The sequence below is a fragment of the Arthrobacter sp. H35-D1 genome, assembly GCF_030063185.1.
In the GTDB taxonomy this organism is placed as follows: Bacteria; Actinomycetota; Actinomycetes; order Actinomycetales; family Micrococcaceae; genus Specibacter.
The window spans coordinates 45,711-62,620 of record NZ_JASISP010000008.1 but is presented as its reverse complement, the minus strand read 5'-3'; the positions used below and the strand labels follow the sequence as shown (position 1 = coordinate 62,620).

The window sequence follows — 16,910 nt, the reverse complement described above, 5'->3', positions numbered from 1 at the left end:
TCGTGGGACGGTGCCGGGCGGGCCCGGCCTTTCAAGATTACCTGCTGGGAGGCACCGGTCCCGTCCAGGGTTGCTGCGGTGCTTGCGGATCAGTCGCGGCGAGAGATAGCACCCAGCGGTCTGCCGGCGTGCCACGGTCGTTGTAGTCGCCGCGGATTTGCCCGTCAAAACTGAAGCCCAGCTTCCAGGCAAGTTTGCGGCTGCCCCAATTGGGCACCAGCGCGCTCCAGTGCAGATAGCTGAGGTTGAGCTGGTTGAAGGCGTAGTCCAGCAGCAGGCGCACGGCGGCAAGAGCCGCGCCGGTGCCGCGCGCTTGTGAGCCAAAGTTGATCCCGATCGCAGCCGAGCCGGGGTTCTTGCATTGCAAGTCCACTGTGCCCAGCAGGCGATCGGTGCCGGCATCGGCCACCGCAAAGGTCAACGTCTCCCCCGTTGACCACCCCTGGGCAGTGATGGAGTTGATGAAGAACTCGGCATGCTCGGCTGTGTAGTTCAGCGGCACCGTGGTCCACTGGACCGCCTCGGGGTTCTTGCAGTTTTCCACCAGTTGCGGCGCGTCGGCCATGGTCAGCGCACGCAGCACCACCGTCTCGGAGCGCAGCTCCGGCACGGTGGGCCGGGGGTCCAGGGCCGGCTGCTGCGCTGTGCCCTGCACGTGGTCCCGGTATTGGGCACTCGTTTGGCTAAATACCAGTCCGTCGGCAACTTGTCCGTCGAGATGGCCGTAGCCGGGAATTTCTGCGACAAGAATGAATCCGCAACGCTCCGCCAAGGCCGTGCTGCGTGCGTTCCCGGCCGTGGTGCGCCAGTGCAGGAATTCCAGGCCGAGGTTGCCAAAGGCATAGCCGGTGAGCAGTTCCACGGCGCGCTGGGCGCTGCCCGTGCCGCGCCCGGAGGGCAGCATCTTGATGCCCACGCTCGCGGATCCGCCGCCGGAGGTGGCGAAGACTTCGTGCAGGCTCAGGGTTCCCACGATTTCTTGCCCACCGCCGCGGTTTTCGGCCACGGCAAAGCGCAGGTAGCTCCCGGTTTCCCAGCCTTGGGCAATGGAGCCTTCAATCAGCTCCGCTGCTCTGGCGTCATCCATGGCTGCCTCGGAGGCGGTCCAGCGGACGTTCTCGGTGTCGCGGTGCATGGCGGCCAGCGCGGGCGCATCCCCGGGGCCGAAGCGGCGCAGGGACGTCAGCCCGTCGCTGAGGACCGGCCACGCCGTCGAAAGTTCCAGCGTGCTCACTTCACTTCCCGGTGCCTGTACAGCCAGATCAGGCCGATGATCGGCAGCAGCAGCGGCACAAAGCCGTAGCCGCGGCCGAACGTGCTCCACACGGTGTCGTGCGGGAAAGCTGCGGAATCAAACACGCTCAGGGCGCCAATGACCAACACGCCCACCAGTTCAATGCAGATGGCGACCACCGCAAGTTTCGCCCAGCCACGACCCGGCTTGGCCAGTGAAATGGTGGCGACGATGTACACCACGGCGGCGAAGGCGGAGAGCAGGTAGGCCAGCGGCGCATCGGCAAAATGGGTGGCGATTTGGTAGCCCGCCCGGGCCGTGGCCGAGATGGCGAAAATGCCATAGACGGTGATCAGCAGCCGCCCGGCGCCCGTGGTGCGTCCGTGGGGGGCTTCTTGGGCAGTGGTGTCAGGGGTGCTCATCATCCAATTCCTTGTTGCATTAGGTGCAAGTACAGCGGTTGCAGTGCTTGCGCGGCCATGGTGGTGCCGTACCAAATTTGTGCCATCCGGGCCAGCATGACCACCACCGTGACCCCCACTGCGCCCATGACGTAGTTTGACCAGTGCGTGCGTTCCATCATGGCCCAGTAGAACCCTGCTACGGGCAGCATCGCGGCGGTGAACATGTAGCCCCAAAATTCCCAGGCCTCGCCCACCATGTTTTGCCCGCCCAGCACCCGCACAAGGGAGCCAATGGCGTAGACCACAATGAAAAGTTCGACGGCGGCCAGGCCCAGCAAGGTGACATCGTTGGGTTTCTTTTTCAGCACTGCCGCAACGACGCAGATCACCGTTGAGGCCAGTCCCACAATGGTGCCAATGATGAACCAGGCGTCAAGGGTCACGACAGGGGCTCCTTGGCTTCCCCCGGCGTGGCAGTCGCGGCGCCCCCAGGCATGGCGGGTGCCGGCGTGGTAGGTGCCGGATCCGGAGGGAAGACCAAAACCGGTTTGGCGTGTTTGCCGGCGTCCGCCAGCAGGGCCACCAGCGTGCCGTCGGGGGCGAAAGCTGCGGCCGGATCTGCCACGGTGTGCATGCCTTCGACGCTGGCAGGGATGCGCCGGCCAAAGGACAGTTCAACGGCTTCGGCGGCGGTGAGTTCGCGGACGGGCATCAGGGCCCGGGCGGCGTCGGCGATGTCAAGGACTTCCAGCTTTCCTGCCAGTTCCTCCAGTGTGCGGGCTTGCTCCAGGTTGTAGGGGCCGACGCTGCTGCGACGCAGGGCGTTCAAGTGTCCGCCAACGCCCAGCCCGGCACCCAGATCGCGGGCAAGGGCCCGAATATAGGTGCCCGAGGAACAGCGCACGGCGACGTCAACGTCAATGTAGGCGACGCCGTCGTGCTCTGCCACCGGATCCTCGCCCTGCAGCTCAGTCGCGGGCAGCCCAGTTCCGGGCACTTCCGGATCCTGCAGCTCCCCTGGTCCCTGTGTCTGCATGCCGCGGCGGATGTCCAGGATCTGGAAGGAATGGATGGTTACCGGGCGGGCGGCGAGCTTGACGTCTTCCCCGGAGCGCACGCGGGCATAGGCCCGCTCGCCGTTGACCTTGATGGCGCTGACGCTGCTGGGGACTTGTTCGATGGGGCCGCGCAGGGCCGCGATTCCGGCTTCGATGGCACTGTTGGCGACGCCCTCGGTGGAGGTGGTGGAGGTGACGTCGCCCTCGGCGTCGTCGGTGACGGTGGAGGCACCCAGCCTGATGGTGGCCTCGTAGGTCTTCGAGGTGCCCACAATGTAGGTCAGCAGCCGGGTGGCTTTGTTGATGCCCACCACGAGCACGCCCGTCGCCATGGGGTCAAGGGTGCCTGCGTGGCCCACTTTTCGGGTCCCTGCAAGCCTTCGCATTCGGCCCACCACGTCGTGGCTGGTCCATCCCTGCGGTTTGTCTACGATTACCAGTCCAGAAAGCACGCTTTGAAGTATATCCGCACCCGGGCCCTGCGGATGGTGAGTCCTCCCCATCGCGGACGTCCCGGCCCATGATTACGCTAATGGCGAGGCGAACGCCCGATTCGGAACAGACGGAGAACCATGACACACCACGCACGCATTGGCACCAAGCACTCGATGGCAGCCCTGGGAACGGGCATTGCCTTGGCCTTGTCGCTAACGGGCTGCATCGGCGGGAACACAGAGAAGGCCCCCGCCGAGGAGAGCCCTGCCGCGCAGGAACAGTCATCGGCACCGGTTGAGACCGTGGCTGCCAATGAGCGCGGTGGCGAAGAAGTGGACTCTGCCCCGGCCTCCACACAGGCACCCAAAGCCGCCGCCCCGGCCGACGCAGCCAAGCTGACCAAACCCGGGACATCCCTGAAGTTCGGCGAAGTTGCCTACACGCACAGCAACAGCGGAGACGCCGGATCGGAGGAGTACAAGGAGGCCGCCTACGAGACCAAGGTCACGAAGATCGTGGCAGGAAGCGAAGCGGACATGGCCGAATTCGAGGACGCGGCCAAGTTTGCCGGCCAAACCCCCTATTATGTCTTCACCGACGTCTTGCTGACCTCACTGTCCAAGCCGTCGGCCGGCATCGGCGATCCACGCATCACAGGACACTTGAAGGACGGCACCGAGGCACAGAAGCTCATCGTGTTCGGCTCCATGGCCGACTGTGAATCCGGCTCCTTCGACACTGACGGCGACGACGACGACTTCACCTATGTGGTGGGCTCCACGAAGACCATGTGCAACGTGTTCCTGGCACCTGCCGGCGACGCCGTGACCACAGCAAGCTACGACGATTCAAGTTTCAACTACGAAAACTACAAGGACAACCAGTACCGCAAGAACCCCATCGTGTGGGGTAAATAGCGAAAAGGCCCGGCAGCCGCTCGGCTGCCGGACCCTGCGCGGGGACGCCAATTCGAACCGCATCGGGTGTCGCTTTCTGCGATGGTCACGCATGGCCACGGTGTGCGGCCTTTTAGCAATCTTTGAATGGACGGGCAATGCCGGGTGGTTTTCAAGGTGCAGATGTTCCAGCGCTGCGTGAATTCGCCAAGGAACTGGCCTAGAATTCGCCGCGTTTGACCCGAATTGGCTTTTCCTTGAGCACTGTTCTCGCGCGCATCCGCTGGTATGGAGAAGACAGCGACCGTTTCCGCCGCGACTGGAACACGGTCCTTCGACGCACGCTGCAGACTGTTGCAGCGGAACTGGATACGGTGGCCAAGCTGCTGGCGCTCAACGCCGACGACGCCAAGTCTTTCCTTGACGGGATGGCAGACTCCGGGGGCCTCGAAGATGGCGGGCAAGGACGGGCAACCCAACGGCTGTGGCCAGTTCCTGGGACATCAACCGACATCGGACCACAACACCATGCGTTCCAACAAGGCGGTCTGGCGGAAATTGAACGCCTGCAACGGGCAGGGCTGGTCACTGAAAACGTGGACGAGGTCTGGAGCAGGATTGAGGGGTGCCCGCTGTGGTTTTCAACGCAAAATAACGCATCCCCAAGCGCCAGGGTCGCGACGCTCAGCGGCCCTCACGGAGAACCGTGTGGGGGACTATTCGACGATTTGTAACTAGAATCTCCAAATGATCACTGCGACCAAACGCCTGTTCCTGGACCGTCCGACGACTGAGGATGCCGCTGGTTTACACGTCATCTGCAGCGATCCGCGAGTCTGGACTCATTTCCCCAGCCTGCGACATTCCGAAATTGAACAGACTCGCGAGATGCTTGATCGATGGATTGCCTCGTGGGAGCGCGACAAGCTGGGCACCTGGATCGTAAGGATTCCCGGAAGCCAGACGATAGTCGGCTATGGTGGCTGCTCTATCAAACAAGGTGCGTTCTGGAATCTGGGATACCGATTCGCCTTCGATGCCCAGGGCCATGGATATGCCACCGAGCTCTCGTTTGAAGCCGTGAGGCAGGCGAAGATGAGCCTCCCCGGCCTGCCGATCGTGGCGTATTTGCTCGAACACAATGTGGCTTCAGCACGAGTGTCCGAAAAGGTCGGACTCTCCCTTGCTCATCGAGGTATCGATGCTGGCAACCCGGACCCGAATGCGATTCGCCTTGTCTATGCAGACCGACGGCTGAGCCCGGAGGAATTGTCAGAAACTATGCGACAGTGATTCGCGCACAACCTTCCGTGCACGGTTCCAAAAACCGGTCGGCGACCGACCCTTGAATTCATGCGCGCACATGAGCTGAAGAGTCCCCCCATGGCAGTTCCAGAAAGGGTACTCCCAGCGGGACTCGCGAAGTTTGGAGTCCAAGGTGCTCATGAGGTGCGCGACGCGGTTCTTTCCCTTTGGCGCGATTGGATACCGGCGGAGAACATCAATCAAAACTGGTGTGGCGTGGTTCTTGGCTCGCTCAATGAATATGCCACCAACCTCGGGATCCTCAGCTGTAACCAACTCAGCTATACGCGCCGCACTTGCGGGTCCGCGCAGGATATGAGCCACCTGAGTGGCTTTCGCAATTGGGTGCAGGTACGCAGCGGCTGCGGCGTCGCCCGCAGTGCGTGCAGCAAGTCGTACGGATTCGGTGGCTGCCTCAAACACCAGAAGGACTTCCTGCGCCGCCTCCGCCACATGGCGTGCCACGACTCGCAGCTCGCCCATGGTCAACTCGAAATCGCTGGTTCGTGTCCTCATGATCCAATTTTCTCATTGCCGCGGAGCCCATAAGCGGAACCCTGGAGAGGACAGGCATGTGCCGTCTTCAGTACGAGCCCGGCTTTAGAATCGACGAAGCCTTTGTTCGTCAAGCGACGGCCGGGGGTAGTCTCGAAGATTAGGCTCGCGAAAGGCTAAACTCGCGTGGTCAGCTGGCTTGCAAACGTAGGGGGAAACTCGCCAATGGATATTGTTTCAATTTTGATCATCGCCGGGATCATCATTCTGTGTCTGCTGCCCGTCTTGTTTCGGTCGTTCCGACGTTTTGCCAAGACCGCGGACAACAGCGAAGCCAGAAATTCCGACGTTGCGAGGGACCTCAGGGAGGCGCAAAACCAGATTGATCGAGGCAGCAGACAGTATGGGGGCCGCTTCTAAAAAAAGTGAAATATCCGACGCCAGTGCCTCACCCGTGCGTCACGCCGCCCGCCAGGACGGGTCACGGTTGACGTGGCGGATCATGCCACGGTCAGGAGAACTGGGCCGTTACGGCATGTGCGCCAAGGGCACCTTGCTGGTTCGGAAACTCGATCACCTCGCGCACACCGTCCACAACGAAGTCACCATGAAAGGCTGACTCCGCCGGATTTCGCAGACAGTTTGGTCACGCGAAACTTTGGGTAGTTGGCGATTATTGCTGGAGTAGTGCGGGGATGTATCTCAGTGTGCTGATGAGAGCCATGATCGCTATGGCATATCCGAGCGCGAGAGCTGCCATCGCCAGCCAGCGGCCCCTTTGGCCCTTGAGCTTGATTTGATTCAGCGACACATGTCCAGCGCCAACCGCAAAGACAGCCAAGCCCGGTATCCCGAGCAGCCAGATTCCTGCTGCAGCCAAAACAGCCAAAACGATGGCGGCGACAGCAAGTTTGTTCAGTTGGCCAGTCTCTGCGCGAGTCGGCACCGTGGGCGTACTCATGTGGTTCCCCTTACCTCATTGATTAGTCATCGAGTCTAGCCACTGTCGTCTGGAAGTAGGCAGATGGTTACCTCACCCGTTTCGATTCCTGGACGTGCGACTACCCTCGATTCTATGAAGCGGGGGAGGGAATTATGCCATGGTTGCGCGGTCTGATGCGGACCTTGAATCCGAGAGAATTCCTGTCCTTAGCTGTGTAGCCTGCCGCGAAGGTGGCAGGTGCAGGTGGCAGGTGCACTGCGTCGCGCCTAGCTCGAAATGCGAGCCGTTAGAGGAAACCCATCGTCTAAAATTGGACGAATCGAGCCGTGAGGCGCGTCCCGTATAGGCGCATTAAAAGTGTCCCACAAGCCGATTGGTCGCGATGCACACGGACACCTTCCGGATCCGCCCCGGAGGGCTGGACGGCCTGGTTGACCACATCGACATTTTCTATAACTTTCCGGACGCGCAGGACGCCAACCCCGAGATCGAACGGGCGGCCAATCAGCTCGGCTTCCGCTTCCTGGACGACGTGGCCCCCATTGGGCCCGAATTCAAGGACGGCTCCGGCAAGCAAAGCTGGAACCCCGGGTTGGGCAACAGCACCGGGACCGTGTTTTCCGTGGAAGCCATGGAAAACCACACCACAGTCAGCCTGACGTGGATCTACTCCATTCAACTGGCCGACAAGTACTACTCCCCCGAGGCAACAGCCAGCATTGCCGCAACCGGCGACTACACACGGTCCTGGACTGCCAGTTGCACCGCCTTCGCAGGATAGCCGTGCATGCTCGGGCCGCCCAGTGCCTGACGCATGGCACGGGAATCCTTCACCCACCAAAACCTCGACATGGCTGTTGCCGCTCCCGCCTTTTCTTATTGACCAAGCAGCCGCACAGATTTACGCTTTATACAGCTGTTGCGCACATCACTTAAAAGTGCAACACGTGTGCCGGAACGATCATCCTGGGGGGAAAGATCCGCTTCGCCCTTGCAGGCAGGCAAACCGGGTGCCGAAGCAGTTTGCTGGCCCCGGGCCCATTCTCCCAGCCCGTCATCACCGGGCGCTCCCCCTAGGGAAAATTATGAGGTCAAGAATTGCGGCAATTGCTGCCGCGTGCACTTTTGCCATGATCATGACAGCCGGCCCCGCTTTGGCCCACTCCGGCGACAACGCCGGATATCACCCGGGCCACACCTCAAGCGGCCAGCACGGCCACGGTGCGCACCACGGAAATCACCACCCCACCCCGGTGCGCGAAGTTGCCTCCCAGCTCATCAGTCCACTGAAGGTGGCATTCGGTCCAAGAGGCAGTTTCCTGGTCGCTGAATCGTTTGCCGGTCAGTTGAGCAGCTTTTCGGCCCAGGGCGTCAAAACCACTGTGGTGAACGCACCCGGGCAGGAAATCGCCGGAGTTTCCTACAAGAACGGGAACACCTACTATTTCAACAATGACCAGGGCGCAGGTCCCGAGCCCGGGGCGGAACTGCTCCCGGCACGGTTGATGAGGATCGACAAGCGCGGAAAGACCAGCGAGTTGGCTGATCTGAGCGTTTTTGAAGGCACCCACAACCCTGATGGCCAAACCGTCTACGGAGTCCGCGACGCCTCCCCTGATTGTCTGGCACAGGCACCGTACCTACAGTCGCTCGGCGAAGTATTTTCCCACCCCTACTCCTCGACGCCCGCTGGCAACGGCGTGTATGTGGGAGACGCCGGTGCGAATGCCATTTTGCATGTTTCCAACAAGGGCACCGTGAAACTTGTCAAGGCGGTTCCTGCCGAGGCCATCACCATTGATGCCTCGGTTGTGGCAGTGGCCACCGAAATGGGGATGACCATCCCCGAATGCATGCTGGATCTGAACTACTACGCCCAGGCTGTTCCCACGGACGTGGAAGTGCGCGGGGCCTGGCTGTACTACACGGTCCTGCCGGGCGTCCCCGGGGAATCGCTCGGGGTCGGCAAGGCCTACCGGATGAACCTGCACAGCGGACACACCCAATTGCTTGCGCAAGGGCTCTCCGCACCAACAGGAATCGCCGTCGACCGCCACAACAACGTCTATGTCGCTCAATTGATGGGGGACGGCGTCAGTTTAGTCAAGCACGGCGAGGTGAGCACTGTGCTGCCGGCCATGATGGCCTCGGATGTGGAAGTCGGGGGGCACACGATGGCTGCGCTCATCAACGCACTCGATGAAACGAACGGCGGTTCTCTCGTGACAAAACGCATCCGCTAGGGAACTGGAACGACGGCGGACCCGCCACCTTCGCGCTGAAGGTGACGGGTCCGTCGTCGTGCTGGTGAAGCTCAGTGCTTGGGAGGCCTAGGCTGTCCCTGCTTCGTCCTCGTCAACCTTGTAGGGATCGGCGTCGCCGGCAAACTCGGCACTTTCAGAGAGCTTGGCCAGTTCGGCGTCGCGCTCCTTGGCCACCCGCAAGAGTGCCTCAAGGTTGGAGGCATTCTCCGGGATGACATCCGCGATGAACTCCAGGGTGGGTGTCAGGCGCACGGTGATGTTCTTGCCCACTTCAGCACGGAGCACGCCCTTGGCGCGTTCCAGACCGATTTTGGCTTCACTGGTGGCCGTCTCGTCGCCAAAGACGGTGTAGTAGATGGTGGCGTGCTGCAGGTCGTTGGTGACACGGGCATCGGTGACGGTAATGCCTTCAACGCGAGGATCCTTGACCCTGGAGCGAAGACCCTCGGCAACGACAACCTTGATGCGCTGCGCCAGCTTCGACGCGCGGGCTGAATCAGCCATGATGAACTCCTTAAGGGTGGAAAGTCGGCGATGGTGTACACCATCATAGGGAATACAAAGCCGGCCGGGCGCCCGCATGGACGCCCGGCCGGAGCACTTGATGGGCCCACGCGCCCGAGGGCCCCGAAGTAAGGTCACTCGCGACCTCACTCTGGGAGCACTTGATGGGCCCACGCGCCCGAGGGCCCCAAGGTTGGCTCGCTAGCGAGCCAACCTTGGGAGGGCGTGGGGACTATGCGCGGGGCTTCTCGCGCATTTCGAACGTCTCGATGATGTCCTCGGCCTGCAGGTCGTTGAACGAACCCAAGCCGATTCCACACTCGAAGTCGGTGCGGACTTCGGTTGCGTCATCCTTGAAGCGCTTGAGCGAGTCAACGGTGAGGTTGTCGCCGATGACCTTACCGGCACGAAGCACACGTGCCTTCGTGTTGCGTCGGATGGTACCCGAGCGGACGATCGAGCCGGCAATGTTGCCATGCTTGGAAGAGCGGAATACTTCGCGGATCTCCGCGGTACCCAACTGAACTTCCTCGTACTCAGGCTTGAGCATGCCCTTCAAGGCCAGCTCAATGTCATCAATGGCGCCATAGATGACCGAGTAGAAGCGCATGTCGACGCCTTCGCGGTCGGCAAGGTCGGCCACGCGCTCGGCGGGCTTGACGTTGAAGCCGATGATGATGGCGTTGTCGACTGTGGCCAGGTTGACGTCGTTCTGCGTGATGGCACCCACACCGCGGTGGATGACGCGCAGTGCCACGCCTTCGCCAACATCGATCTTGAGCAACGAGTCTTCCAGGGCCTCAACGGCACCGGACACGTCACCCTTGAGGATGAGGTTGAGCGTATCAACCTTCCCGTCGGCAACGGCCTGGTCGAAGTCTTCCAGGCTGACGCGCTTGCGACGCTTGGCCAGTGCTGCGTTGCGGTCCGCTGCTTCACGCTTTTCAGCGATCTGGCGTGCCTTGCGCTCGTCACCTGTAACAAAGAAGGTGTCGCCTGCACGGGGAACGTTGGACAGACCCAACACCTGGACCGGCCGTGAAGGTCCGGCCTCGGAGATGATGTCGCCGTTCTCGTCGAACATGGCACGAACACGACCGTGCGCGGTGCCGGCAACGATCGTGTCGCCAACGTGCAAGGTACCGGACTGGACCAAGACAGTAGCAACGGAGCCGCGACCCTTGTCCAAGTTCGCTTCGATGGCAATGCCTCGGGCGTCCTTGTTCGGGTTGGCTCGCATGTCCAGGGCTGCGTCGGCTGTCAAGAGCACAGCTTCCAACAGCTCTTCGATGTTGATGTTGTTGCGGGCTGAAACGTCAACGAACATGGTGTCGCCGCCGTATTCCTCGGGAACCAAACCGTACTCGGTCAGCTGGCCGCGGATCTTCTCCGGGTTCGCCGAGTCCTTGTCGATCTTGTTCACGGCAACCACGATCGGCACATTTGCTGCCTGGGCGTGGTTGAGCGCTTCAACGGTTTGGGGCATGACGCCGTCGTCGGCAGCAACCACCAGGATCGCAATGTCGGTGACCTTGGCACCACGGGCACGCATGGCGGTGAACGCCTCGTGGCCGGGTGTGTCAATGAACGTGATTCGGCGTTCGTTATCTTCGTGCTCATGGACGATCTGGTAGGCGCCAATGTGCTGGGTGATGCCACCGTGCTCGTCGGCAACAACGTCCGACTTGCGGATGGCATCCAGCAAACGCGTCTTACCGTGGTCAACGTGACCCATGACTGTGACTACTGGAGGGCGAATCTCGAGTTCGTCGTCGCCTTCTGCTTCAAGCTCGGCTTCGAAGTCAATGTCGAAGCTGCTGAGCAGTTCGCGCTCTTCGTCCTCGGGGGAAACAACCATGACCTTGTAGCCGAGTTCGGTGCCCAAGAGTGCAAAGGTGTCTTCGTCCAGGGACTGTGTGGCCGTGGCCATTTCGCCCAAGTGGAAGAGCACCGTCACCAGTGCTGCCGGGTTCGCCTCGATCTTGTCGGCGAAGTCCGTGATGGAAGCGCCACGGCGCAGGCGGACGATGCTGTTGCCATCGCCCCGGGGAACAGAGACGCCGCCCAGTGACGGTGCGCTCATCTGCTCCAGTTCCTGGCGCTTGGCACGCTTCGACTTGCGCTGCTTGCCGCGGCCTGCACCGCCCTTGCCGAAGGCGCCCTGGGTGCCGCCGCGTCCGCGGCCGCCCTTGCCAAAGCCGCCACCGGCAGGTGCACCGCCCGGTGAGCCACCGGGAGTGGAGCCGGGAGCACCCGGACGACCGCGCCCCGGCGTGCCGGGACGGTCGTTGCCGCGACCGGGCGCAGCGGGGCGCTCGGTGCGGTTGGGCATCATGCCGGGAGTGGGACGGGGAGCACCCGGGCGCGGTGCACCAGGACGGGGTCCACCGGTACCGGCCGCTCCGGCCGGACGCGGTGCACCCGGACGGGGTCCGCCAGTGCCTGCTCCGGCACTCGGACGGGGAGCACCGGGACGGGGACCGCCGGTACCGGATTCAGCGCTGCGCGGAGTACCCGGACGAGGCATGCCCTGCGAGGGTGCAAAGGGGTTGTTGCCGGGACGTGCTGCGCCTGCACCGGCGGGGCGTGGTGCTCGGTTGTCGCTGCGCTCGGATCGGTTGCCGGAACGCGGCATGCCCTGCGAGGGTGCGAAGGGGTTGTTGCCGGGGCGAGGAGCACCGGGGGTTCCGGGCTTGGCGCCCGGGGTTGCAGCCTTGGCAGCCGGAGCCGGAGCAGCCTGTGCCGGAGCAGCCGGTGCCGGAGCAGCCGGAGCTGATGCGGCCGGTGCAGGTGCGGAGGGGGCCGGTGCGGCCGGAGCTGGCGCCTTGGGACCGGGGACAGCGGCACCGGGCGTAGCCGCAGTGGCTGCCTTCGGCGTTGCTGCGGCCTTGGGTGCTGCTGCCTTGGGTGCCGCAGACTTGGCGGCGGCCGGGGCTGCAGCTGGCTCTGCAGAATTTGCAGCAGCAGGGAAAGCGTCGCGAAGTTTCTTCACGACGGGGGCCTCAATGGTGGAAGAGGCAGACCGGACGAATTCGCCCAGTTCCTGGAGTTTGCTCACTGCTTCTTTTGAGGTGATGCCGAGCTCTTTTGCAAGCTCGTGTACGCGGGCCTTGGCCACATTTCTCCTGTCTCGGCCCGCACCGGACAGGTACGAACCGTTTAATTCTTACTGCGCCACTCCATGTCGGAATAGGCGGTGTGAGAGCACATGAAATTGCTCATTTTTGGGCACTCATCGCTGGGTACTCATCGGGTTTCCATCGGTTTTCTGACCCGCTTTCACAAAGGGACAATTAGGTTCGTAGTTCTTGTCTTGCCTTGGGCGGGCAAGCCATTTTTTGCAAACGCTTCAACGTCGCTCACATCTGTGACCCCCGGGAGGGCCCTGCCAATGGCGCGGCGCTTGATCGCCAGCTTCCAACATTCCGGCTTGGGGTGCAGCCAAGCACCCCTGCCGGGCATACGGCGTTTAACATCCACCAGCGCCTCGGTTTCACCGGAGCTGTTGGTGCATCTCACCAGCCGTACAAGTTGCAACCGTGCCCCCGCTTCCCTGCACCCAATACATGTCCGCACAGCTTCATTGGCATAGGCGGCTTCGCTTTGCGCTGCCACTGCTTTCTTTGCCAACTTTGCTGCGCCTTCGGGTATTTTGGGTGTCAGGACAGTTTTAGGCCCGGTTCTTCTCATTCTAACGCGCCCCCAACCACAGACCTAAACCGCGTCGGCGTCGGACATGATGTCAATGCGCCAGCCGGTGAGCTTGGCGGCCAACCGCGCGTTCTGCCCTTCCTTGCCGATGGCCAAAGACAGCTGATAATCAGGGACGACCACCCGAGCCGAACGAGCAGCCTCGTCGACAATGGTGACTGAAATCACCTTGGACGGCGAGAGTGAATTCGCTATAAAAATGGCTGGATCTTCGTTGAAATCAACGATGTCGATCTTTTCGTCGTTGAGTTCGGTCATCACGGCACGGACTCGTGAGCCCATCTCTCCGATGCAGGAGCCCTTCGCGTTGACGCCAGCCTTGTTGGCTTGGACGGCAATCTTGCTTCGGTGGCCTGCTTCACGGGCCAGCGCCACGATTTCCACCGTGTTGTCGGCGATCTCGGGAACTTCCATTTCGAAGAGCTTGCGCACCAGTCCGGGGTGTGAACGCGACAGGGTGATGGAAGGGCCCTTCAAGCCACGGTGCACATCCACCACGAACGCGCGGATGCGGCTGCCGTGACGATAGTCCTCCCCCGGCACCTGCTCGTTCGGGGGCAGCACACCTTCCACGGTTCCCAAGTCGATCTGGATCATGTTGGGGTTGTTGCCCTGCTGGATCTGGCCGGAGACCAGCTCGCCTTCCTTGCCACGGAACTCCCCCAGGACGGCGTCATCCTCAACGTCGCGCAGGCGTTGCAGGATGATCTGGCGTGCGGTGCTTGCGGCAATGCGGCCAAAACCCTTCGGCGTGTCGTCGAATTCGCCGACAGCCGCGCCGTCATCGTCGAGCTCGGCCGCCCAGATGGTGACATGGCCGCTCTTGCGATCAAGCTCTGCACGGGCCGTTTCATGCGCGCCGGAGGACTTGTAGTAGGCCATCAGCAGTGCCTGCTCAATGGTGGGAATAAGCATATCCAGCGGGATTTCCCGTTGGCGCTCCAGCTCCCGCAGTGCGCTCATATCTATGTCCATGGTCAGCTTCCCTCTCCATCAACCGCGTTGCCGCTGGCCGCTTCAAATTCCAAATCCAGCTCGGCCTCGTCCAGGCGAGCAAACTCCAGTTCAACAACACCACGGCGAATGGCCGCAAACAGGACCTTTTCAGGTTCACCCTGCTTCGGTTTCATTCCCTTTTTGACCGGCAGCTCAGGCTTGAAAAGCACGCCGTCGTCATCCACTTCCAGAATCCGGCCCACAAAGTTCTCCCGGTCGGAGACACTGACCTTGGCCATGCGGCCCAGTGCCCTGCGCCAGTGGCGCGGTTCGGTCATTGGCCGGGTGGCACCGGGAGAGGAGATTTCCAGGTCGTAAGCGCTTCCGTCGTCGCTCGGATCTGCGTCCATTGCTTCGGCGAGCAGACGGGAAACGGCCGAAATTGCATCAAGGCCCACCCCCCCGGCAGCATCCTCGGGCAGGTCGACAACCACTGAGACTGTGCGGTGGGATCCGGCAAAGTGCACTTTGACTTCTTCAAGGTACAGGTCTGCGGAAGCCACGGTCGGGGCAAGGAATGCGTGAAGTCTGAGCGCTTCAGCAGTGGAATCCAAAGCTGAGGGCTTGTTCCCTGAGCGTGCGGCCGTTGTGGGCCTGTCTGGCTTGGTCATAAGACGCACGCCTCCCTATTGATGATGTTGTAGGTATACAGACTACCGAGTTTCCAGCCCTGCCGCGCAACGATCGCGTGTGAGTATGAACGCATCCGTCGTCGCACCAGCACATTGCCGGTATGCACCGCAGGGTTCTCCCGTGAGATGATCAACAGTTGTGAGCAATCCACCATCCCAGCCCGGCCACGACGCCGCCATGCCGGAGACAGCCCCCGGCAGCCCGACGGCACGGAGTCCGCGCAAGGTGCCCCGTCGCGCGACGGCGCCCGCCGGTGCACCAGCCCAGGGAGCGCAGGCCGCTGCACCGCTGCTGATCATTGGCTCGGATGGCATGACCGTGAAGGCTCCTGCCCCGCTTCCGTTGATGCACGACGCCGGCAACCCCCACGGTGACAACGGTTCCCTCCCAGGGGCGGCTGGAGACGACGATTCTGCCGTGCCCGCGGAGGAGCCCGAGGCTGGAAAGTCGGCCGCGGCGGAAAAACTTTCCGCACCAGCCGAGCCGGCCGCGGCGGTGGAGGGCCTAGCTGCAATTCCCTCGGAGGCCGACGCAGTCACGGCAGACGCAGTCAAGGCAGATGCCGAAGTCGAGACTGTCGCACCCCACGAAACCGCAGCCCCTGCAGCCGCCGATGCCCTCGTTTCCACACCCAACGAGACGTCGGCCCCGGCCACCCGGCGTGAAAAGCGGCTAGCCGAGCTGCAATCCAGTTCCGGCTCGGCGCAGGCTCCGGCTGGCACCTCCAGCACCTCCAGCACTTCCAACGCCTCCGGCGCCGAGGCTGTTGGTACGCCTGCTGCCAACAAATCCGCTGCTGCCCAAAACCTGGCTGCCGCGCCTCTGCATCCAGAAGAAGATCGAACCGCACCTGTGGTCTCCGCTGTCCGACCCAAGCGCAGCCGCCCTGTCGCGTTCCTGCGGGGGTTGTTCTTCCTTGCCGTCATTTCCGCGCTGGTTGTTGGTATGGGAACAGTGCTTTCCGGCCAGGAGGATGCGACGGTCGGTCCGTCGCAGACCGAGCTGGACCGTCAGTCGGCGTGGGAAAAGACAACACTGTTGCAGGCGCAGGCCACCGCACTGGGCAGCTCCACCGCGGCAGCACAACTACAGCAGCAGTTGCAGAGGACGGCCAACGACCTTGCCGTTCAGGCCTCCGCACTGGGTGACGGCTTGCCGCCGAACACCGCGGAACTTGCGGCCACGGCCACAGCGCCCACATCGATTGCCGCACCCACCGTCATGGGGCTGCTGCAGGGCCTCGACGCCAACGCCGAGGCATTGCTGGAGGGCGCGCTGACGGCCGAGCACGCCATGGGCGGGGTCTTCGCGGCGGCCGGCACCAGCCAGTTCCTCCAAGCACGGCAGCTTGCTGCCGCAGTCGAAGCTGCGCCTCCGGCCTCGCAATTCCTGCCTGTCCTGGTTGATTTCCCCTCCCCCGTGGGGCCGGAGTGCTCCTCGACCTTGGAACCACGGCCGGGCGCCACGATTGATGCAGCACTGCGCGCCGCCGCAGTGGCAGAGCAAAAGGCTGTTTACGCCTACCAGGTGTCCACGACCCGCATGGCCGAGCCGCAGTTCAGCCAGTCTGCGGAACTGCTGGCACGCCATGAGGAAAAACTGGCGGTGCTTGACCAAGAACTAGAGATCCGTTGCCTGCCACCGGCCTCACCCGTTGCTGGATTCGGCCTGGATCCTTCCTTCACCGCGAATCCGGAAACGGCCTTGGCGGCGTTGGAGAGCGAGTTGGCCGGCATCTACGCCGACCTTGCCGCACTCAGCCCCGCCCGGAGCGGGGACGCCGCAGCCCATCCAGGTGTTCCTTCACGTCCCGTTCGTTCCAGTCCGGCTGGCCCAACCACGGCTGCGCCCACTGCTGCTGCGACCGATGAGGCCACCACCGCCGGGCCGGTGGCGGCCAGCGGCACGCTGCGCGAACTCTCCGTCCTGTGGCTGCTCGATTCCGCCCTGACGCAAGAATTCTGGGGCGGAACAGTCGGTGCCTTGGCGGGGATGGCTGACCAGCTCCCGCGCTGATCATGCGGCAGCCACC

Annotated in this window: 18 protein-coding genes; 7 read left to right on the top strand and 11 right to left on the bottom strand. The window is 62.6% G+C overall.

Annotated elements, in window-relative coordinates:
• Positions 1-37: 37 nt before the first annotated feature.
• The 4 genes from QMG25_RS10625 to truB are packed head-to-tail and all read right to left on the bottom strand — an operon-like array spanning position 38 to position 3,148.
• Complete coding sequence (locus QMG25_RS10625) at positions 38-1,234, bottom strand: GNAT family N-acetyltransferase (protein WP_283460011.1); 1,197 nt, start codon at positions 1,232-1,234, stop codon at positions 38-40.
• Positions 1,231-1,659 carry a hypothetical protein gene (locus QMG25_RS10620; protein WP_283460008.1) on the bottom strand — a complete coding sequence of 143 codons (429 nt, stop codon included), beginning with the start codon at positions 1,657-1,659 and terminating at the stop codon, positions 1,231-1,233. The genes QMG25_RS10625 and QMG25_RS10620 overlap by 4 nt, the downstream gene beginning before the upstream one ends.
• Positions 1,656-2,081: a hypothetical protein gene (locus QMG25_RS10615; protein WP_283460006.1), complete on the bottom strand. Its 426-nt coding sequence runs from the start codon at positions 2,079-2,081 to the stop codon at positions 1,656-1,658. The genes QMG25_RS10620 and QMG25_RS10615 overlap by 4 nt, the downstream gene beginning before the upstream one ends.
• Positions 2,078-3,148 carry a tRNA pseudouridine(55) synthase TruB gene (truB, locus tag QMG25_RS10610; RefSeq protein ID WP_283460005.1) on the bottom strand — a complete coding sequence of 357 codons (1,071 nt, stop codon included), beginning with the start codon at positions 3,146-3,148 and terminating at the stop codon, positions 2,078-2,080. The genes QMG25_RS10615 and truB overlap by 4 nt, the downstream gene beginning before the upstream one ends.
• Positions 3,149-3,268: 120 nt before the next feature.
• On the opposite strand from truB, the gene QMG25_RS10605 reads away from it, so the two are divergent.
• From QMG25_RS10605 to QMG25_RS10595, 3 genes are all read left to right on the top strand, one after another.
• On the top strand, positions 3,269-4,048 hold the full coding sequence (locus QMG25_RS10605; RefSeq protein ID WP_283460003.1) for a hypothetical protein: 780 nt from the start codon (positions 3,269-3,271) through the stop codon (positions 4,046-4,048).
• A 236-nt stretch (positions 4,049-4,284) separates the two neighbouring features.
• Positions 4,285-4,761 carry a hypothetical protein gene (locus QMG25_RS10600; RefSeq protein WP_283460001.1) on the top strand — a complete coding sequence of 159 codons (477 nt, stop codon included), beginning with the start codon at positions 4,285-4,287 and terminating at the stop codon, positions 4,759-4,761.
• Between the two features lie 13 nt (positions 4,762-4,774).
• Positions 4,775-5,320 (top strand): GNAT family N-acetyltransferase, encoded by a 546-nt coding sequence (locus QMG25_RS10595; RefSeq protein ID WP_283459999.1) that lies wholly within the window; start codon positions 4,775-4,777, stop codon positions 5,318-5,320.
• Here the strand turns inward: QMG25_RS10595 and QMG25_RS10590 are convergent.
• Positions 5,300-5,848, bottom strand: coding sequence for a hypothetical protein (locus QMG25_RS10590; RefSeq protein ID WP_283459997.1), 549 nt, complete (start codon positions 5,846-5,848; stop codon positions 5,300-5,302). The genes QMG25_RS10595 and QMG25_RS10590 overlap by 21 nt on opposite strands.
• 204 nt (positions 5,849-6,052) lie before the next feature.
• Here QMG25_RS10590 and QMG25_RS10585 point away from each other — a divergent pair, with 204 nt between their 5' ends.
• Positions 6,053-6,247 (top strand): hypothetical protein, encoded by a 195-nt coding sequence (locus QMG25_RS10585; RefSeq protein ID WP_283459995.1) that lies wholly within the window; start codon positions 6,053-6,055, stop codon positions 6,245-6,247.
• A gap of 253 nt (positions 6,248-6,500) precedes the next feature.
• On the opposite strand, the gene QMG25_RS10580 is transcribed toward QMG25_RS10585, so the two are convergent.
• Positions 6,501-6,788 (bottom strand): DUF4190 domain-containing protein, encoded by a 288-nt coding sequence (locus QMG25_RS10580; protein ID WP_283459993.1) that lies wholly within the window; start codon positions 6,786-6,788, stop codon positions 6,501-6,503.
• A 364-nt stretch (positions 6,789-7,152) separates the two neighbouring features.
• On the opposite strand from QMG25_RS10580, the gene QMG25_RS10575 reads away from it, so the two are divergent.
• Together QMG25_RS10575 and QMG25_RS10570 are read left to right on the top strand one after the other, a co-directional pair.
• On the top strand, positions 7,153-7,551 hold the full coding sequence (locus QMG25_RS10575; RefSeq protein ID WP_283459991.1) for a hypothetical protein: 399 nt from the start codon (positions 7,153-7,155) through the stop codon (positions 7,549-7,551).
• Positions 7,552-7,900: 349 nt separating this feature from the next.
• The gene (locus tag QMG25_RS10570) at positions 7,901-9,013 is read left to right on the top strand and encodes a ScyD/ScyE family protein (protein WP_283459989.1); all 1,113 of its coding nucleotides are present in this window, start codon (positions 7,901-7,903) and stop codon (positions 9,011-9,013) included.
• A gap of 87 nt (positions 9,014-9,100) precedes the next feature.
• Here QMG25_RS10570 and rbfA read toward each other — a convergent pair whose 3' ends face one another.
• The 5 genes from rbfA to rimP form a co-directional block, all read right to left on the bottom strand.
• On the bottom strand, positions 9,101-9,538 hold the full coding sequence (rbfA, locus tag QMG25_RS10565) for a 30S ribosome-binding factor RbfA (protein ID WP_283459987.1): 438 nt from the start codon (positions 9,536-9,538) through the stop codon (positions 9,101-9,103).
• 232 nt (positions 9,539-9,770) lie between these two features.
• Entirely contained in the window at positions 9,771-12,656 is a 2,886-nt protein-coding gene (gene infB, locus QMG25_RS10560) for a translation initiation factor IF-2 (RefSeq protein WP_283459986.1), read from the bottom strand.
• Positions 12,657-12,817: 161 nt separating this feature from the next.
• Positions 12,818-13,228: a YlxR family protein gene (locus tag QMG25_RS10555; protein WP_283459985.1), complete on the bottom strand. Its 411-nt coding sequence runs from the start codon at positions 13,226-13,228 to the stop codon at positions 12,818-12,820.
• Positions 13,229-13,252: 24 nt separating this feature from the next.
• The gene (gene nusA / locus QMG25_RS10550) at positions 13,253-14,224 is read right to left on the bottom strand and encodes a transcription termination factor NusA (RefSeq protein ID WP_283459984.1); all 972 of its coding nucleotides are present in this window, start codon (positions 14,222-14,224) and stop codon (positions 13,253-13,255) included.
• A 2-nt stretch (positions 14,225-14,226) separates the two neighbouring features.
• The gene (gene rimP / locus QMG25_RS10545) at positions 14,227-14,856 is read right to left on the bottom strand and encodes a ribosome maturation factor RimP (RefSeq protein ID WP_283459983.1); all 630 of its coding nucleotides are present in this window, start codon (positions 14,854-14,856) and stop codon (positions 14,227-14,229) included.
• A 160-nt stretch (positions 14,857-15,016) separates the two neighbouring features.
• Here rimP and QMG25_RS10540 point away from each other — a divergent pair, with 160 nt between their 5' ends.
• The gene (locus QMG25_RS10540; RefSeq protein ID WP_283459981.1) at positions 15,017-16,894 is read left to right on the top strand and encodes a DUF4439 domain-containing protein; all 1,878 of its coding nucleotides are present in this window, start codon (positions 15,017-15,019) and stop codon (positions 16,892-16,894) included.
• Positions 16,895-16,910 lie beyond the last annotated feature (16 nt).